15 protein-coding genes are annotated in these 18,900 nt (G+C 65.3%); 3 read left to right on the top strand and 12 right to left on the bottom strand.

The window, feature by feature from the left end:
* The first annotated feature begins 52 nt into the window (after positions 1-52).
* On the top strand, positions 53-760 hold the full coding sequence (locus tag KUV74_RS05750; protein WP_222515857.1) for a FadR/GntR family transcriptional regulator: 708 nt from the start codon (positions 53-55) through the stop codon (positions 758-760).
* 239 nt (positions 761-999) lie between these two features.
* Here the strand turns inward: KUV74_RS05750 and nhaC are convergent, their stop codons facing one another.
* The 11 genes from nhaC to KUV74_RS05695 all read right to left on the bottom strand — a co-directional run bounded on the left by nhaC (position 1,000) and on the right by KUV74_RS05695 (position 15,373).
* The gene (nhaC, locus tag KUV74_RS05745; RefSeq protein WP_222515856.1) at positions 1,000-2,436 is read right to left on the bottom strand and encodes a Na+/H+ antiporter NhaC; all 1,437 of its coding nucleotides are present in this window, start codon (positions 2,434-2,436) and stop codon (positions 1,000-1,002) included.
* A 56-nt stretch (positions 2,437-2,492) separates the two neighbouring features.
* Entirely contained in the window at positions 2,493-3,812 is a 1,320-nt protein-coding gene (locus KUV74_RS05740; protein WP_222515855.1) for an NAD(P)/FAD-dependent oxidoreductase, read from the bottom strand.
* Positions 3,813-4,455: 643 nt separating this feature from the next.
* Positions 4,456-5,127 carry a GntR family transcriptional regulator gene (locus tag KUV74_RS05735; protein WP_045992547.1) on the bottom strand — a complete coding sequence of 224 codons (672 nt, stop codon included), beginning with the start codon at positions 5,125-5,127 and terminating at the stop codon, positions 4,456-4,458.
* Between the two features lie 109 nt (positions 5,128-5,236).
* Complete coding sequence (locus tag KUV74_RS05730; protein WP_222515854.1) at positions 5,237-6,814, bottom strand: aldehyde dehydrogenase (NADP(+)); 1,578 nt, start codon at positions 6,812-6,814, stop codon at positions 5,237-5,239.
* Positions 6,815-6,957: 143 nt separating this feature from the next.
* Positions 6,958-7,905 carry a dihydrodipicolinate synthase family protein gene (locus tag KUV74_RS05725; RefSeq protein WP_222515853.1) on the bottom strand — a complete coding sequence of 316 codons (948 nt, stop codon included), beginning with the start codon at positions 7,903-7,905 and terminating at the stop codon, positions 6,958-6,960.
* A gap of 121 nt (positions 7,906-8,026) precedes the next feature.
* Entirely contained in the window at positions 8,027-8,959 is a 933-nt protein-coding gene (locus tag KUV74_RS05720) for a 4-hydroxyproline epimerase (protein ID WP_222515852.1), read from the bottom strand.
* 273 nt (positions 8,960-9,232) lie between these two features.
* The gene (locus KUV74_RS05715) at positions 9,233-9,688 is read right to left on the bottom strand and encodes a hypothetical protein (protein ID WP_045992551.1); all 456 of its coding nucleotides are present in this window, start codon (positions 9,686-9,688) and stop codon (positions 9,233-9,235) included.
* Positions 9,689-10,015: 327 nt separating this feature from the next.
* Positions 10,016-10,774: an anti-sigma factor domain-containing protein gene (locus KUV74_RS05710; RefSeq protein ID WP_108133706.1), complete on the bottom strand. Its 759-nt coding sequence runs from the start codon at positions 10,772-10,774 to the stop codon at positions 10,016-10,018.
* Complete coding sequence (locus tag KUV74_RS05705; RefSeq protein ID WP_045992553.1) at positions 10,771-11,367, bottom strand: sigma-70 family RNA polymerase sigma factor; 597 nt, start codon at positions 11,365-11,367, stop codon at positions 10,771-10,773. Before KUV74_RS05705 ends, KUV74_RS05710 begins: the two co-directional genes overlap by 4 nt.
* Before the next feature lie 106 nt (positions 11,368-11,473).
* Positions 11,474-13,657, bottom strand: a complete 2,184-nt coding sequence (locus tag KUV74_RS05700) for a putative bifunctional diguanylate cyclase/phosphodiesterase (protein ID WP_222515851.1) — start codon at positions 13,655-13,657, stop codon at positions 11,474-11,476.
* A 264-nt stretch (positions 13,658-13,921) separates the two neighbouring features.
* Entirely contained in the window at positions 13,922-15,373 is a 1,452-nt protein-coding gene (locus KUV74_RS05695) for an NAD-dependent succinate-semialdehyde dehydrogenase (RefSeq protein WP_222515850.1), read from the bottom strand.
* 153 nt (positions 15,374-15,526) lie between these two features.
* Between KUV74_RS05695 and KUV74_RS05690 the strand changes: the two genes are divergently transcribed.
* Positions 15,527-16,798, top strand: a complete 1,272-nt coding sequence (locus tag KUV74_RS05690) for an NAD(P)/FAD-dependent oxidoreductase (RefSeq protein WP_162816542.1) — start codon at positions 15,527-15,529, stop codon at positions 16,796-16,798.
* Positions 16,799-16,859: 61 nt separating this feature from the next.
* Here the strand turns inward: KUV74_RS05690 and KUV74_RS05685 are convergent, their stop codons facing one another.
* A complete protein-coding gene (locus KUV74_RS05685) occupies positions 16,860-17,549 on the bottom strand; it encodes a DUF1826 domain-containing protein (protein ID WP_108450065.1) in 690 nt (229 codons plus the stop codon).
* A gap of 115 nt (positions 17,550-17,664) precedes the next feature.
* Between KUV74_RS05685 and zigA the strand changes: the two genes are divergently transcribed.
* Positions 17,665-18,888 (top strand): zinc metallochaperone GTPase ZigA, encoded by a 1,224-nt coding sequence (gene zigA, locus KUV74_RS05680; RefSeq protein WP_108450064.1) that lies wholly within the window; start codon positions 17,665-17,667, stop codon positions 18,886-18,888.
* Positions 18,889-18,900 lie beyond the last annotated feature (12 nt).

Below are 18,900 nucleotides of genomic sequence, written 5' to 3'. Positions count from 1 at the left end.
TTACCCAGCCGCGCCACGCCAAGTTCGAAACGCATCAACAAGGATAAAGCCAATGGATCTCTTCGGGAGTTCAATCGACCGCCAGTCGGTCGCGGTGCAGCTGCTCGAGCGCATCAAGACGGCGCTGATCGCCGGTGAGCTCAAGCCAGGAGACTATCTGCCTTCGGAGACGGAATTGACCCATAGCCTGGGAATCGGCAAGTCCAGTGTGCGCGAGGCGATCAAGATGCTGCAGGCGATCGGCATCGTCGAGGTCAAGCGGGGGCAGGGGACGCTGATTCGCAAGGAGCCCGGAGAGCCGCTGGTCGATCCGATGGCATTTGGCATGATCCTGGCCAGAGGCATGACCCGTGACGTTCTGGAGTTTCGCAAGATGTTTGAACCCGCCTATACGCTGCAGGCGATGGACAATGCCACGCCAGAGGATCATCAGGCGATTGGCGCTGCCATTGACGCGCTCGAGGCAGCCATTGCCAATGACGAGCAGACCGCTTGCCACGACACGGCCTTTCATCGCGCGATCCTGGCCGCCACCCACAACCCCATGACGATTCGTGTCGGCGAGACGCTGATTCAACTGGTCGAGGCCGGCCTCGAGACGTCGATGCAGACCTTGCCGGAGGTCGCGCTGAAGGACCACAAGGCGATCTACACGGCTTTCCAAGCGGGCGACGAGACGGCCGTCAGGGCCGCGATTGAGGTCAGTAGCCAAAGCTGGGAAACCACCCTGACCTATCTGGAAGGTACAGAAGGCCGCTGATCGACGTTCGGCGTCCTCGGCTTGCAGGATGCCTGGACCAGCGTCGACACCCGCGCGGCCGTTGCTGACACGCCGCCGTGAGCAGAAGGCCAGGCAGGAAGCGTCCTGCACGAACCAGACCTGGATGCCTCGACCGGGGGCGAGCCTGGCGCGCGCCTGCCCAGCCCCGCTACAAGATAAAGCCCCCGCTCACCGTGAAGGCGAGCGGGGGCTTTTGGTTGCCTGCTGTTGGTGACGGCTCAGGTGGTCTGAAATTCGGAGCTGGAGGTGGTCGTTTTCTCGGCGGACGACGTCGTGCGCCAGATGGCGATATTGGCGTAGCCGTAGAACAGCGAGATGGCGATGACCAGCATGTGATACCAGAGGAAGGGCAGGTAGGCCATGGTGGACACGCCGAGGGTGGTGGCCATGAACACGCCGCCATCGGTCCAGGGCACCATCGGGGTGGTCACGGTGCCACCGGCTTCGGCGTTGCGCGACAGCACCCGACGATCGATGCCCTGGTCGTCGTAGTTCTTCTCGGTGATGGTGCTGGCGGTGATCAGCGAGACGTAGGCGGCGCCCCCGAAGAAATTGCCGAAGAAGCCACCGAGCATGGTCGACAGGGTCAGCCGGCCCGGGTTGTTGGCCCAGCGCAGGAAGCCGTTGCTGATCGCCTTGAGGATGCCGACCCGGTCCATCAGGCCACCGAGGCCCAGGGCGAAAAGGATCAGTGCCACCACGCCGAGCATCGACTGGATGCCGCCGCGATTGAGCAGTGTATTGAGGAATTCCACATCCGAGGCCATGGCGTTGCCGTCATAGGCGATGCGAATGGCATCGACCGGAGACACGTCCTGGGCCCACCAGGCGCAGATGCTGCCCAGCACGGCGCCGAAGGTGATTACCGGGATGGCAGGGAATCGGCGCGTCAGCAGGCCGATCACGATCACCGCCGGCAGCAACAGCCAGGGGCTGATGGTGAAGTGGGTCTCCAGCGCCTGCATGGCGACGGTGGCACGGGAGGTGTCGACGTCGCCGTCGATAAAGAAGAAGCCGACCACCAGAAACAGCACGCCGGCGATCAGGATTGCCGGTGCACTGACCAGCATCATCGAGCGGATATGGTCGATCAGGTTGACCTTGCACAGCGAGGCGGTCATCACGGTGGTATCGGACAGCGGCGACATCTTGTCGCCGACGTAGGCACCGGAGATCACCGCGCCGGCGACCAGCGGCAGCGGGATGCCGAAGCTGTGGCCGATGCCCATCATGGCGACACCGGCGGTGCCTGCGGTACCGAAGGAGGTACCAGTGGCCAGCGAGGTGAGGGCACAGATGATGAAGGCGGCGAACAGGAAGATCTGCGGGTCCATCACCGTCAGACCGTAGTAGATGATGCTCGGCACGATGCCACCGGCGATCCAGGTGCCGATCAGGGCGCCGACGGTGGTCAGCACCAGTACGGCTTCCATGCCGTTGTGAATGCCGTTGATCAGTCCTTCCTGCATGCTGGCGTAGCGGATCTTGAGCCTGACGCCCAGCGCCATGACCAGAAACCAGGAGGCGAACAGGGCAAGCTGGATGGGCAGACCAAGGACATTGATGCTCAAGAACATGATGGCGATGAAGCCGATCATGACGGCCAGAACCTCGGCCATGCCGGGTAGGCGGATGGGGGTGGAAGACGACGTCATGGGATCTCCTTTGGTGTTGTTGTGGGTTCTGCGGTGCAGGGGCCGAGCGGTCATGCTCAGAAGCGCTCGAGCCGATAGGGCGACAGTGGCGGGAGTGGCGATGGTGGCGGGAGTGACACCGGGCCGGATCCGGTCGCTGGGCCCGTCCGCCCCGTCGCCAGGCGGGCGACAAGCTGTGCCGTAACAGCGGCCTGGGTCAGTCCCAGATGGTGGTGCCCGAAGGCCAGCAGCACGCGGCCGTCCCGGGCGCTGTCGATGATCGGCAGCGAATCGGGAAGGGAAGGGCGAAAGCCCATCCAGGGCTTGGCATCGGTGCTGTCCAGGTCGTGCTCGAACAGACCCTGGCTCAGGCGGTGGAGCTGCCAGGCGCGGGCCATGTTGGGGGGGCGCTTGAGGCCGGCGAATTCGACAGTGCCGGCCAGGCGCAGGCCGTCACTCATCGGCGTCATGATGAAGCGGCGCTCCAGCGAGGTGACCGCCACCGGCAATCGGTGCCGCTCTGCCGGCAGCATCAGGTGATAGCCACGCTCGGTATCCAGTGGCACACGGCGACCGCTGAGGTGTGCGGCCAGGCGGGCCGAGTGGGCGCCGCAGGCCAGCAGTACCCGTTCACAGTCCAGCGCCCCCGAATCGGTCTGGAGGGTGACGCCCTGGCCATGGACACGGGCTGCGCGTACCTCCGCCGTGGCGAAGGTAACGCCTGCATGGCGGGCGGCGTCGACCAGGGCCCGGGAGATGGCGGCGGGGTCGACCACATGGGCGGTGGCGGGAAAGAAGAGGCCGCCACGGAGCTTGGTCGAGAGGGACGGCGCAAGCTCGCGTATGGCGTCACCCGACCAGGATTCGAGGGCTACCCCCTGGGCCGACATGGCACCAGCCAGATGGTCGATCCGGGGCTTTGACAGGTCCTGCTCATAGACCAGCAGCGAGCCGTCCTCCTTCATCAGATGGCGGCCATCGATCGAATCGAGCAGCTTGCGCCAGGCGTCCAGGCTGGCCTCGTTGAGGGCACGAATCCCGGCCACGCTGTTGGCGTAGGGGGCAGAGCGCAGGTTCAGCAATAGACGAGTGAACCAGGGCAGGGCGCGGGGCAGGTAGCGCCAGTCCAGTCGCAGCGGCCCCATCGGATCACGCAGCATGGCGGGAAGCTGCGTCAGGATCGAGGCGTCGGCGATGGGAAAGACCTGCTCGGTGGCCATATGCCCGGCGTTGCCGTATGACGCCCCCATGCCGGGAGCCTGACGATCCAGTACCTGCACCGAAAAGCCCTGGCGGCGCAGCTCGAGTGCGCAGGCGAGGCCGATGACGCCAGCACCGATCACGTTAATGCGCGTGTCGCCGGGTTGGCGGTCTTGTCGCGAGCCGGGTGAACCCATGGTTTGCCTCTGCAGCGTTTGTCTTTGTCGATTGTATAAAATATAAGATAGGTGCCCTTTCGGATCAATAGCGGCGATATTAAACGTTGGCGTTATCCGCTGGACGGTCTGCATGGGCGACGCACCGAGGGGGAGCGCATGAACGACGTGCTGGGGCCGGAGCGCAAAGGAATGCGCCGTGTTCGGGGCGCAGAGAAAGCCGCGCTGGGGTCGGAGCGCAAAGGAACGCGCCGTGTTCGGGGCGCCGAGAAAGCTGTGCTGGGGTCGGAGCGCAAAGGAACGCGCCGGGTTCGGGGCGCCTGGAAATCCGCGCCGGGTTCGGGGCGCCGAGAAAGCCGCGCTGGGGTTGGAGCGCAAAGGAATGCGCCGTGTTCGGAGCGCTGAAAACGTGCCAAGGGGATGGAGCGTCAGGACGGTGCTTTCAGGGCAGGGACTTGAACAAGCCAGCGCAGGAGGGAACCTTGATGACAGGCGGCTGGCGCCGACGGGGGCGATAACGCCACTGGCAGGCCAAGGGCGACGACCGCGAAAGCGGGCAGCTCACCCGCGGACGTTCAGGGGGCTATGGCGTTGACGCCAGGGTTCTAGCGAGTCGGCGCCCGCAAGGCGCCGACAGGGCAAGCACAAGGGGAGGGATGGCGCTTCAGTCTGCGTCGCCGCGCTGGGCGCGTTCTTCGAGCAGGGTCACGATGCCTTCACAGGCTTCCTGAATATGGCGCTGGAGCAATTCGCAGGCCTCGTCGGCCTTGCCCTGACGGGCGAAGTCGAGCAGCCCATGGTGTTCGCGCTCGGCCTTTTCGATCTCCTGGGTGTAGAGCAGTTGCATGCGGATGTAGCGATCCGACTTGGTGTTGAGCTGACTGATCAACGCCAGGGTTTCGGGCAACCTGGCCGGTGCATAGAGGGCCTGGTGGAAGGCGAAATTGTACTCGCTCCAGTTGTCGATCTCGCCGCCGCTGTTCAGGGCATCGTCGTACTTCTCGAGGATGCGCTCTGCCTTGAGCAGGTCGTCTTCCGTCAACTCGCTGATGGCATGGCGCAGGACGTAGGTCTCGAGCAATACTCGCAGGTCGAACAGCTCGCGAATCTTGGCGACCGACAGTTCGGTGGTAAAAGCACCGCGGTGGGCATGGAACTCGACCAGCCCTTCGGACTCCAGGGTCAGCAGGGCTTCGCGCACGGGAATACGGCTGACGTCATAGTCCTTTGCCAGGGCATCCTGGCGCAGCTGGGTTCCCCCCTGGAACTCTCCGCCCAGGATACGCCTGCGCAGGTCATCCGCGACGAACTGTGCGCGTGTCTTGAAAGTCGCCATAGCCTCTCTCTGCCCATCGGATGTTATTGCACACTGTATACAAACCGCGATGAATGTCCATGGGCAGGCGGCGGCCCCAGGGGGCCGCCGCCTGGGCAAGGGACCTGATTCAGGCCTCGCGCTTGCCGTCGACGAGGCGGCCAAGGGCCCAGGGGTTGTCGTCGCGCAGTGCCTGGGGCAACAGCGCTTCGGGCAGATCCTGATAGCACACCGGGCGCAGGAAGCGCTGGATCGCGGCGCTACCCACCGAGGTGGTTCGGGCGTCGGAGGTGGCGGGGAAGGGGCCACCATGCACCATGGCGTGGCATACCTCGACCCCGGTTGGCCAGCCGTTGACCAGGATACGTCCGGCCCGGCGTTCGAGGATCGAAAGCAGGCCGTGGGCCGTCTCGGTATCGCCGTCGTCCATCTGCAGGGTGGCGGTCAGCTGGCCCTCGAGACCTTCGGCCAGCGCCTTGACCTCACTTGTGTCGGCACACTCCAGCACCAGGGACGTCGAACCGAATACCTCGGCCTGTAGCGCTTCGTCGCCGAGAAAGTCACTGGCCGTGGCCACGAACAGTCCCGCCTGACACTGATTGACGCCTTCGCCTTGCGGCCCACGTGCGATTTCCCGGACCTTGTCGCTGTCGCCAAGGGTCTCTACGCCCTGGGTGTAGGCGTCATGGATGCCCGGGGTCAGCATGGTCTGGGCGCCCGCGGCCTTGACGGCTTCGGCGGCCGACTCGATGAAGGCGTCCAGGGCCTCGCCCTTGACCGCGATCACCAGCCCCGGGTTGGTGCAGAACTGTCCGGCGCCCATGGTCAGTGAGCCGACAAAGGCCTCGCCGAGGTCCTTGCCGCGGGCCTTGAGCGCCTCGGGCAGCAGGAACACCGGGTTGATCGAGCTCATCTCTGCGTAGAAGGGGATGGGGTCCGGTCGGCGCTGGGCGCTTTGCCACAGGGCCATGCCGCCAGAGCGAGAGCCGGTGAAGCCGGCTGCCTTGATGCGGGGGTCCTCGACCAGCGCCTGGCCTACCACGCGGCCGGAGCCGAAGATCAGCGAAAACACGCCTTCGGGCAGCTCGCACCGGGCCACCGCCTGTTGTACTGCGCGGCCGACCAGCTCCGACGTGCCGGGGTGGGCCGAGTGAGCCTTGACCACCACCGGGCAGCCAGCGGCCAGGGCCGAAGCGGTGTCGCCGCCGGCCACCGAGAAGGCCAGCGGAAAGTTGCTGGCACCGAACACCGCGACAGGCCCCAGGGCGATCTGACGCTGACGCAGGTCGGCACGGGGCATGGGCTGGCGTTGTGGCTGGGCAGGGTCGATGCGAACGTCGAGCCATTCGCCCGCGCGTACGGTGTCGGCAAACAGTCTGAGTTGTCCGCAGGTGCGTCCGCGCTCTCCGGCAAGGCGGGCCTGGGGCAGGCCGGTTTCCTGCATGGCGCGCTCGATCAGCGCATCGCCGAGTGCCTCGATTTCCGATGCGATGGTCTCGAGAAAACGGGCGCGTGTCTCGAGCGTGGTTTCGCGGTAGTCATCGAAGGCGGCCTCTGCCAGGGCGCAGGCGCGCTCCACCTCGGCCTGGCTGCCGCCCGGGTAGGCCGGCTCCAGGCGCTTGCCGGTGGCGGGGTCGATGGCGTGGATCGGCGCCTGGCTGCCAGTCACGGCGTCCTGTCCGATCAGCATCTTGCCTTCCAGTGTCATTTGACTCTCCTGTCGAGGGGGACGTGCGGGAAGCAGCATGGGCGACAGGGGTGTTGTGCCAACGCCCCTGTCGCCCATGCCGAAAACAACAGGAGGCCCGGCGTCGAGCGAGCCTCCCCGGTGGTTTCAGGACATATCGGGCTTCAGGACAGGTCGAGCGAGGCTGACCAGCCGGCGTACCAGGTGCGGAAGAGGTCGTACTGGGTCTCGACGTAGCGACGCTGGGCATCACTGAGGGCGTCGCTCTCGTTGAAGTGCAGGCGATACTCTTCGTCACCGTTGAGCACCATCAGGTGCTTGTAGTAGAGCACCAGGTCGGCACCTTCATCGAAGGAGGACAGCACCCCCAGGGCCTGCTCGAGTTCCTGGGCCCGGCGACGTGCCTCGACATCGCCCTTAGCAGCCTTCTTGCTGAGGGCCACCAGCGTCAGCACCTCGTGGGGCAGGGCGTTACCGATGCCGGTGATGGCGCCGGTGGCGCCGCAGTTGACGAAGCCATGGAAGACGGTGGTGTCGACGCCGACCATCAGGGTGACCTGATCATCCTGGGAGGTGATGTGCTCGGCGGCGTAGCGCAGGTCATCGGCGCCACCGAATTCCTTGAAGCCGATCAGGTTGGGATGCTGGCGACGCAATTCGAAGAACAGGTCGGCGCGGGTGGCAAAGCCATAGTAGGGGCTGTTGTAGATGACCGCGGGGAGGTCCGGCGCGGCGTCCAGGATCGCGGCGAAGTGTGCCTTCTGGGCGGTCACCGAGGTGCCGCGAGACAGCACCCGGGGAATCACCATGAGGCCATGGGCGCCGACCTTGGCGGCGTGGGCAGCGTGGGATACCGCTTCGCGGGAATTGACCGCGCCGGTGCCGACGATGGTGGGGATGCCGGCTGCCACCAGGCGGGCGACGCCTTCCTGGCGCTGGGCCTCGGTCAGCAGCGGCCAGTCGCCCATGGAGCCACAGTAGACCACGCCGCTCATGCCGGCCTCGATCAGTTCACGGCCCTTGGCGACCAGGGCGTCGAAGTCGGGCTGGCGGTCCTTGGTGCAAGGGGTCATCAGGGCGGGGATGCAGCCGGTGAAGATATTGTCGTTCATGTCGGGTCCTTGAGTGGGACGATGTCACGGGTCAGGGAGGCGCCGCCCTTCTTGGGCAGCCGCCGATGGGTAAAAACGTCAATGGCCGTCGTCGGGTACTGGGGCGCCAGCCGCTGGGGCTTCAGCCGCCGATGCCCCAGGCGAAGGGGTCTTGCTCGTCGATCAGCAGGGTGCTGTCGGCGCTCATGAAGGCGCGTCCGGTGATGCTGGGGCGAATCTGATCGCCTTGCCATTCATAGCTCGCCTCGAACAGGCCGCCGCAGACGCTGGCCTGGCGCCAGCGTTCGCCGGGAGCGAGTTTGCCGTCGGCGGCCAGGCACGCCAGCTTGGCGCTGGTGCCGGTACCGCAGGGGGATCGGTCGTAGGCCTTGCCGGGGCACAGCACGAAGTTGCGGCTGTCGGCCTCGTCGTCATCGGCGAACAGCTCGATGTGGTCGATTTCGCCACCGTCATCGCCGGTGAAGCCCTGGCCTGCAAGCGCCTGACGAATGGCCCAGGTATAGCCGGTCAAGGTCTCCACATTATCCAGGGCGATGCGCTGGCCATGGTCGCTGACCAGAAAGAACCAGTTGCCGCCCCAGGCAATGTCGCCATGGACCATGCCGTGGCCGGGCACTTCCACCGCGACCTGCCGGCGGTAGCGGTAGGAGGGGACGTTGCGTACGGTCACGGCACCGTCGGCATGCAAGGTCGCCTCGACCTGGCCCACCGGCGTGTCGATGCGGTGGTCGCCGGGGCTGAGGTGGCCCAGGTGATGCAGCGAGGCGACCAGGCCGATGGTGCCGTGACCGCACATGCCCAGGTAGCCGGCGTTGTTGAAGAAGATCACCCCGCAGGTTGCGTCCGGAGATACCGGCTCACAGTAGAGTGCGCCGACCAGCACGTCGTGGCCGCGGGGTTCCAGCATCACCGCGCGGCGCCAGTGGTCGTGTCGGTCGCGCAGACAGTCGCGTTTCTCGGCCATGGTGGCGCCGGCAAGCGTCGGAAAGCCGTCCATGACCAGGCGCGTGGGCTCGCCGGCGCTGTGGGAATCGATGACGTGTACGCGTTGCATGGAGTACCCCGGTTTGTTGTCGGTTGTGGTGATCGACGATCATCTGGGCGTCGTTGATCAGGTTTTATATTTTATACAATCTTCAAGAGACGTTGTGAAGTCATCAAAGAGGATTCTTTGCGGGGGCTGGCGCGAGCAGGAAGAGCGGCAGGCACAGGAAAGACCGGGAGGCCGGCGCGGAAGGACAGCGGTGGGGTACGAAGGGCGAGCAGCAGGCACAAAAAAGGCGAGGGGCAGGGCCCTCGCCAAGTCGTCAAAAGGAGGGGGCTGGTGTCATTGAGCGGTGATTACGCTCATCACCAGGTTGCCGTCGACCTTGACCGGGCCGTCTTCGCTGGCGCCCAGGGTGTATTCGAAGATGCCGGTCTGCATGCCGCCGTCCTCGCCGTGGAGCATCAGCATCAGATGTTCGCCGCTGCTGACCTCTTCAGTCAGGATGGCCGCGATATCGGTGTTCTCACCGGCCTTGAGCGGGGCGTGACCGACAACGCGCCCTGGTTTGTGGCTTTCGTCGGTACGGTGGACGACCAGCCAACCGTTGTTCTCGGCGACGATGCGATCGGCGGTGACGGTGCCGCTCTCCACCGACTGATCTTCGGCCCAGACGCCGAGATGGCCGGCTTCGTCCATCTCTCCATGGTGGGCGGCCTGGGCGCCGGTGGCCAGGGTGGCTGCGCCGACGAGGAGGGCTGAGGTGATGAGGGTACGTGCTGCCAATGGCTTGAACATGGTGATGGTCTCCTGGTGTTGCTGATTGGCTTGCCGAAGGTGCTCCACGACAGGATGGCTGCCGAGTTGATAACAGCTACGTGCCGATGCCACGGTGGGTTTCACATCATCGAAAAAAATTGTTGTGCCCTGAGAGAGCCGACGTCCAGATAAAAAAGGCCACTCGAACGAGTGGCCAAGCAGGGAAGTCGTGGTGCGGGGCGTACGCATCGAGGGTGTCGAAACCCACGCCCGCCACGATGACCCCGCCATCGGCCGTTGCCGGTGGCGGGGTCATCGACTAGCTACGCAGGGGAGGCGAAAAGGTTTCAGTGAGGGCTGAAATTCTCAGAGACGCTGGCCGCCGCTGGGCTCGGTGGGGTACAGGTAGCCGTGGATGGCGGGGCCGGTGGGCTGGCCGGTGGGCGAGCCACCCGGAGGCTCGACGCTGATGCCAAAGGTGGCATGCTTCAGCAATTCAGGTTCGTAGTCGCGCAGGGCGGCCTGGTCGAGGCTCAGGTCATCGTCGAGTACACCGACGGACCGGGGAGCGGAGCCCAGATCATCATGCTTGATCCAGAGCTGATAGGAGCGGTCGGGCAGAGGTTCGGCGCTGACCGGGCGGACATGCAGGCGGCGCTGCTCCAGGTTGACGCTGAGCATGAAGGCGGGCTGGCGATCGTCCTGCTGGAACACCGCCACAAAGTTGGACTCACTGGTGGACGGCGACGGCTGTGCCAGCAGCACCGCCGCCAGGATGACCGCCGCGGCGCTGGACAGGCCGGTGGCGGCCTTCCAGAAGGCCAGACGGCGGTGCAGCGGCGTGACGCTGGCGGTGCTCGGGGGGGCGTCGGATGCCGTATCGCCACGCGCGGCGTCCTCGATGGCCTTGATGCGTTGCTGGATAAGCGGCAACAGGTCCGGGCCCGGGGTGAGGTCCTGGATCTCGTCGGCCAGAGGCGCCAGCCGGCTCTCCCATTCACCGATACGCTGCTCGAGTTCGCTGTCGTGTTGACGCTGGCGGTGCACCCTGTCGCGCTCGTCACGATCCAGGGTGCCCAGCACGAACTCGGCGGCCAGCATGTCCTTGTCGTCGCGGTCGCTCATGATCCCAGGCACCCCTTGAGTTGTTTCAGTGCACGATGCAGCCAGGTCTTGACGGTATTGACCGGCTGGTCGAAGTGGCTTGCCAGTTCGGCCCGCGACCAGCCCTCCAGATAGGCCAGGCGCACCATTTGCTGCCGGCTCTCTTCCAGTTCATCAAGGCACAACGTCAGCTGTGTCGACGTCTCGTCCTGGTGACGCTGATCGTAGGCGGAGGGCGTCTCGGCGACCCAGTTCTCGAGGATACTGTCGCTCTCGGTGGGCCGTGTCGGTGCCTTGCGTAGCTCGTCGATGGCCGCATTGCGGGCGATGGTCACCATCCAGGTGATGGCGGAGGCGCGCTCGCTCTCGAAGCGTCCGGCCTTCTGCCAGATGGTCACGTAGACCTCCTGGATGACATCGTTGGCCCAGGCCTGCTGCTTCAAGATACGTAACACCGTGCCGAAGAGTTTCGCCACGCTGGCCTCGTACAACTCGGCGAAGGCCTCCCGGTCCTTGTCGGCGACTCTGGAGAGCAGATGAACCAGCCGCTCCGGGGAGGACAGCGGCGGGGATTCCTGGTGCGCCGGGGGCGGGGCGCGAAAGGCATTGGACATGGCGGCGATCTCTGCGCTGCGGAGTGTTGTTGTCGTGGTGGCTGAAGGGTGACGCTGCCTGACCGGCAAGGTCAAGCAGCCTGTATCGACGGTATCGGGCTGCCGTTTAGACGATGCCAGTGGGGTGGGAAGGTCTGCCTTCAGGCTCGAGTCCTGATAGGCGGGCCTCGCGCACCGGCGTGTCCCGGGGGGCGTGTCGGGGTTCCGCTGCGGCCGCTGCCACGAGGTGACCCTTGGCCAACAGTGCCTTGAGCTCTTCGGCCGGGACCGGTTTGCTGAACAGGTAGCCCTGGTACTCGTGGCCCTGCAGCTGGCGGATAAAGGCCAGCTGTTCTTCGCTCTCGACACCTTCTGCGATGATATGAAGCCCCAGGCACCTGGCCAGCGAGATCACCGCCTGGACGATGGCCGCGTCCTGTTCGCAATCGACCACGCCTTGCATGAAGGTGCGGTCGATCTTCAGACGGTCCACGGGCAGATACTTCAACTGGGTCAAGTTGGAATAGCCGGTGCCGAAATCATCGATGGACAGCAGCACACCCATGTTGCGCAGAGTACTCAGTACTTCCAGGGCGCGATCAGGGTTCTGTACCAGGGTGCTTTCGGTCAGTTCGAGTTCCAGCAGGTGAGGGGGAAGCTCCGATTCGGCAAGCGCAGCCTCGATGGTGGCCACGAAGCCGCGATGATTGAGCTGAATGGCCGAGATGTTGACCGCCACCGGCAATGGCTCGCCGGACTCCTTGAGCCACTCGCTCGAGAACCGGCAGGCGGTGCGTAGCACCCATGCGCCCAGGGGAAGGATCAGGCCACAGTCTTCGGCGACGGGAATGATCTCGTCAGGGGTGACCTGGCCGAGTTCCTCATCGTGCCACCGCAGCAGCGCTTCGACGCCTGAGACCTCACCGCTGTCGACGCGGATCTTCGGTTGATAGGCCAGGCTCAGGCGATCTTCCTCGATGGCTTGGGTCAGGCTTCGCTCGAGGGTACTGCGACGGTCTGCCTCGGAGGTCATGTCCAAGGCGAAGAACTGGAAGTTGTTGCGTCCCTGCTGCTTGGCGCGATACATGGCGGCGTCGGCGTGGACCATCAGGGCGTGCTTGCTGCGCCCGTGGTCGGGGTAAAGGCTGATGCCCAGGCTGGTGGAGACCTTGACCATGCTGTTGCCGATCTGGAAGGGCTTGTCCAGCGAACTGACGATGCGCTGGGCCAGCGCTTCAGCGTCGCCGCGCCTGGCAACCTGATGGGTGACCACCATGAATTCGTCGCCGCCCACCCGGGCGACCAGGTCGCTGTCGCGCACCGCCATCTGCAGGCGTCGGGCCGCGCCCTTGATCAGCTCGTCACCCACATGGTGGCCGAGGCCGTCATTGACCTGCTTGAAGCGGTCCAGGTCGACGAAGAACACCGCGAAGGTATCGATGTTGTCCTCGAGCAGTTCGTCGAGGTGCTCCTCGAGCTTCAGTCGGTTGGGCAGTTGGGTCAGGACGTCATGATGGACCAGGTCCTTGAGCTCCTGATTGGCCTGCTGTAGCGAACGTGCCAGCTGAGCATTGCGCGAGGACAGATGGGCGTCGTAGATCGACATCATCAACGCTGCCAGCATGATGCAGGTGGCGATCAGCGCCACCACGATGGCCAGCTGGTCGGTGCCGATGCCCGGGGCCGAGGCCGAGTAGCTCAGGGTGCGATAGCTGGTGGCGGCCATGCCGGTGTAGTGCATGCCCGAAATGCCTGCGGCCATGACCAGCGAGGCCAGGCCACGTTGCCACAGCGGGGAGCGTCCCCCCACCGGGTTGAGTCGAAAGGCCAGGCTGAGGGCGACCGCCGAGGCCAGCACGGCGATGACCACGGACAGGGCAAACAGGTCCGGTCGGTAGCGCAGGCTGTCTACCGACAGCATGGCCTCCATACCGATGTAGTGCATCAGGCAGACGCCGCTACCCATGATCAGTGCGCCGACGGCCAGTCGAGGACCGGTGAGGTGGCCTGACTGCACTGTTGCCAGTGCCAAGGCGGAAGCGAGAAGGCTCGCCAGCAGGGACGCCAGGGTAAGGGGGATCCCGTAGGCGAAGTGAGAGTCGGGGTCCATGGCCAGCATGCCGACGAAGTGCATCGACCAGATGCCGGTGCCCATGGCGAAGGCACCGCCGGCAAGCCACAGGTGGCGGGCAAGGCCCTGGCTCGCTCTGACGCGTCCGGCGAGATCGAGGGCAGTGAGCGAAGCGATGGCGGCGATGCCAAGGCTCAGGGCGACCAGTGCCGGGTTGTAGGACGCAAGCGAGTGGTCCATGCAGGTGAGATCCTTGAGAGTAAAGTATTAGTATCGGCCAGGTGTCGCATTCACTTTACCCTCAGCCTTGTGCAGGAGGTGAGGCAATCTCCTGAAAAGCCAGCTTTTCTTAAGTTTCTGACGGAGTCTGGAGGGGGGATCTGTGGGGCGGTGGGGGCGCCGCAGGCCCTGCCGGGTATCCTCGGCGGGACGGGGTCGCAGTAGATAACCGTGCTCCCCGGGAGAAGGCTGCGCTTCTCCCGGGGGACTCAGGGTGTGTACACGCTAGCCATGGGCGGTGCACAGGTACTTGGTCTCGAGGTATTCCTCCATGCCCTCGAGGCCGCCTTCACGACCGAGGCCGGACTGCTTGACGCCGCCAAAGGGGACCTGGGGCCCGGTGATATCCATGGTGTTGGTACCGACCATGCCGACTTCCAGACGTTGCTGGTAGCGACGGATGCGCTGATGGTCGCTGGCATAGACGTAGGCGGCCAGACCGTAGACCGTGTCGTTGGCAGCGGCGATGGCCTCGTCATCGCTGTCGAAGGCGCGCACCGGGGCGAGGGGCGCGAAGGATTCTTCACTGGCGATGCGCATATCATCGGTGAAGCCGGCCACCAGGGTCGGCATGAAGAAGCGTGGCCCTGGGGCCTGGCCCTGGCCGCGACCGAGCACGCGCGCCCCCCGGGATCTGGCGTCCTCTACCAGTTCGCGGGCCTTGGCCACCGCGTCGCGGTTGATCAGCGGGCCGATCTTGCTGTCCTCATCGAAGCCGTTGCCCACCGGCATGTCATTCATGCGCTGGGTGAAGCGCTCGATGAAGGTGTCGTAGAGAGAACGGTGGACGAACAGGCGGTTGGCCGCCACGCAGTCCTGGCCGCTGGTCTGGAAGCGGGCGGCGATGGCGCCTTCCACGGCGGCGTCCAGGTCGGCGTCCTCGCAGACGATGAAAGGGGCGTTGCCACCCAGCTCCATGGCGCTGCGCTTGACCGTGTCGGCGGCCTGAGCCAGCAGCGTCCGGCCGACCTCGGTGGAGCCGGTGAACGACAGCGCGCGAACGCGATTGTCGTCACAGACCTTTTCGGAAAAGCGCTTGCCGGGGCAGGTGAGGACATTGAACTCGCCCCGGTTGAGCCCGGCCTGTTCGGCCAGTCTGGCCAGGGCAAGTGCGCAGAAAGGGGTCTGGCTTGCTGGATTGACCAGGGTGGTGCAGCCCGCTGCCAGCGCGGCCCCGACCTTGCGGGTAATCATCGCCAGCGGGAAGTTCCAGGGGGTAATGATGGCCACCACGCCGACCGGCTGGCGCAGCGTGCCAAGCGAGATGTCGGGGTCATCCGAGGCCAGGGTATCACCGGCGATGCGTCGCGCCTGGCCGGCAAACCAGCGCAGGAAGCTGGCGGCGTAATCGACCTCGCCACGGGCCTCGGCCAGGGGCTTGCCTTGCTCCAGGGTCATCAGGCGGGCCAGCGCCTCGGCGTTGTCCTGCATCGCCTGGTACCAGGCCATCAGCGCGTCGGCGCGCTCTAGGGCGGGGGTGTCACGCCAGCGCTCGAAGGCCTGACTGGCGGCATCGATGGCCTCGCCCAACTGGTCTTCGGTCAGCTGGGGCACCTTGCCGATGGTCTTTTCGGTGGCCGGGTCTTCGACCTCCCGGGTCTTGCCGTCACTGGCCTCGACCCAACGTCCGCCAAGATAGGCATGGTCAGTCATCAGCTGGTTCTCAGGGGTGTGCATAGGGGCAATCTCCTGAAGAAGTTCCGTTTCCGACCTCCCCAAACTACGCTGCAACGAGCATGTCCTCAAGCCGGGCTCGGAGTGGTAGGGTGGGGACGAATCGACACCGGACGTCCCTGTGGATCCCCCGCAGGGGCGATGACAGGAGGTCCCATGAACGTTCGCAGTGAAGGCGTGGTGATCGTAGGTGGTGGTGCCGGCGGCCTCGAGCTTGCCATCCGGCTGGCCAAGGCAGGCCATAAGGACGTATTGCTGATCGACCGTAGCGCCACCCATGTGTGGAAACCGCGGTTGCATGAGCTTGCCGCCGGTTTTCGGCGTGGCGAGGTCGATGAGCTGGACTACGCAGGACTCGCCGAGCACTGGGGGTTTGGCTTCGAGCGCGGTGAACTCGCGGACATCGATCCCGAGGCGCGTACCCTGACCCTGGCCGAGTGGCCCGAAGACGACGGTCGGGTGAGGGTGCCCGGTCGCTGCATCGGCTACCAGGCGGTGGTGCTGGCGATTGGCGGGGTGACCCCGGACATGGGCGTGGAGGGCGTGCTCGAGCATGCCCTGATGCTCGACAGCGAGGCCGACGCCGAGCGACTGTTCGAGCGCTTCTCGACGGGTCTGCTGGCGCATCGCGCCGGGCAGCGCAGTGATCCCTTCCATATCGCCATCGTCGGTTCAGGGGCCACCGGGGTGGAACTGGCAGGGCTGCTGGCCACCGAGGCGCGGGCCTCGAGTGTGGCCCCACGAGAGTGCCAGCCCAGGGTCAAGGTGACCCTGCTGGAGGCGACTGATACCTTCATGCCGGGCATGGAGGATGAGGTGCGCCAGTCCATCCGCAAGCGCCTTTTGAATGTCGGCATCGACATCCATACCGAACAACAGGTCAGTCGCGTCGATCGCGACCGTCTGACCACCGATGGCGGCGACGAGTTTCCGGCGGACCTGACCATCTGGGCGGCCGGTCGCGTGGGGCCGCCGGTGGCCGATTCGATCGACGCGCTGGCGACCAACAAGAAGCGCCAGTGGCGGGTGAAGCCGACCCTGCAGAGTGTCGACAGTGATCACGTCTTTGCGCTGGGTGACTGCTCGGTTATCGACGACGAGCCCGCACCGCCCACCGCCCAGGCGGCCAGCGAGCAGGCAGAACATCTGGCCAAGGAGTTGCCGCGTTTTCTCGCGGGGGAAACGCCGGCGCCCTTCGTCTACGAGGACAAGGGTACCCTGCTGTCGCTGGGTGAGGCCGGCAGCGTCGGCGAAGTGAAAGGCTGGTTCGCCGATGACGTCCAGTTGCGCGGGCGACTCGCGCGGGCGGCCTACCAGGGACTGCAGCGCCAGCACCAGTTCATCCTGCTGGGGCCGCTCAAGGGTACCGCCGAGGCGCTGAGCGACGTCCTCGGCCGCTCGGTCGGGCCACGCCTCAAGATCCACTGACCACGCGTTGCGTGCGCCGGCGGCCGCCACGCCCCTGGCAAAGCGTCGGCGGCCGCTCGACTCAGCTCGGATCGATGGTCAACAAAAGGCGCGTCTCCCCTGCCTGCTGCGCCGGGCTGCGATGTACCAGTCCGCGGCCCTCGTTGCCGCTCCAGCCGTCTCCCTTCAACAGTGCCAGGTCGCCGGTGCCCAGCCGCTGAATGGCATGGGCCTGGCGAAGCGTCTCGGGCTTGTCCGGCGAAGGCGCACCGAGCCCGGCGCGATTGACCGCAGACTCGGGCAGCCATTCGCTGCCCGGCCCCCGATAGCTGGTGACCAGTCGCACCGGCAACTTGTCGCAGTGAAAGCGTGGACACATGGCGCTGTCCAGCAGGCGCAGCCGTATTCCCAGAGTGTCGGTGTCAAACAGCATCGCCATGGCCTGGGTCAACAGCACGACGTCGTCTACCAGGGGGCAGGCTTGCTCCGGGGCGGGCATGCTGCGCCGGAGTTCTCGCTTCATGGCGGCGTCGGGAACTCCCAGCCACTGAAAACTCCAGCGACGCTCGGTATCGCACTGTGCCTGGATGCTGCGTTCCAGGCTGGGGGACAGCGCGCGCTGCATCACCGCGATGGTGATGCCTTGCTCGAAGATGCGCGGCAGGATCGAGGCATCGATACCCTGGGCCCAGTGGACACTTGACTGCGACTCGCAAGACGCGGTCGGGGCGTCCCCGTCGACGCAGGTGGACAGTGAGCTGGACAGCGACATCTTGGCGTCTCCATGGGATGTGTTTACAATGTTATAACGTAACATTTAAAACAAGGAAAGCGCCTCGTGCAGAGAGGGGCTTTCCTTTGCGAGCGCACATGGGGAGAACAGGTTCATGAATGATGCCAGGTTGCCGGTCACGGTACTGTCAGGCTTTCTGGGAGCCGGCAAGACCACCTTGCTGAATCACCTTCTGGCCAATCGCCAGGGGCGTCGGGTCGCGGTCATCGTCAACGACATGAGCGAGGTCAATATCGACGCCGCTCTGGTGCGCGGTGGGCCAGTGGCATCAGACGAGCTGGAGGACGGGGTCACGCTGAACCGCGCCGAAGAGCGCCTGGTGGAGATGAGCAACGGCTGTATCTGCTGCACCCTGCGCGAGGACCTGTTGATCGAGGTCCGCAGGCTGGCCGAGGAGGGGCGCTTCGACAGCCTGGTGATCGAATCCACCGGGATCTCTGAACCCCTGCCGGTGGCGGAGACCTTTACCTTCGCCGATGAGGACGGTCAGTGCCTGTCCGAGATCGCCAGACTCGATACCCTGGTCACCGTGGTCGATGGCGCCAATTTTCTGAGCCAGTACGCTGAAGCCCGCTCCCTCAAGGAGGCGGGGGAGTCGCTGGGCGAGGACGATGAGCGCAATGTTGCGGACCTGCTGGTGGACCAGATCGAGTTCTGCGATGTGCTGGCGATCAGCAAGTGCGACCTGATCTCGGCGCAGCAACTGGCGGAGGTCGAGGCGGTACTGCGCGCCCTCAATCCCGAGGCCGACATCGTCCACATGGTCCAGGGCGAGGTGGCGCTGTCGCGGGTGCTGGATACCGGACGCTTCAGCTTCGAGCGGGCCCAGCGGGCGCCGGGCTGGCTCAAGGAGCTGCGCGGTGAGCATGTGCCGGAAACCGAGGAGTACGGTATCTCGAGTTTTGCCTATGAGGCGCGCCGCCCCTTCCATCCGCGCAGGTTTCATGAACTGCTGCATGGCGACTGGTTCGGTGGCACCTTGCTGCGCTCCAAGGGGTTCTTCTGGCTTGCCAGCCGTCCTCAGTTCGCCGGTCAGTGGAGTCAGGCGGGAGGCATCGCTCACCACGGCCTGGCGGGTCGCTTCTGGCGGGCGGTACCCGAGGAGCAGTGGCCCGAGGACCCGGAGTATCGCGAGGCGATTCTGGCCAAATGGCAGGAGCCCTTCGGTGACATGCGCCAGGAACTGGTGTTCATCGGCCAGAACCTGGCGGAGCATCGCATTCGCCAGGCCCTGGATGAGTGCCTGCTGAGCGAATCGGAGCTGGCCCTCGGCATGGACGCCTGGGTCGACTCGGATGACCCTTTCCCAGCCTGGTAAAACCAGGCTATC

It is taken from the genome of Halomonas sp. DP1Y21-3 (assembly GCF_019801245.1).
GTDB classification, from domain to species: domain Bacteria; phylum Pseudomonadota; class Gammaproteobacteria; order Pseudomonadales; family Halomonadaceae; genus Halomonas; species Halomonas litopenaei.
Note: the sequence above shows the minus strand (reverse complement) of the source record. Positions and strands in the feature narration are given on the sequence as shown.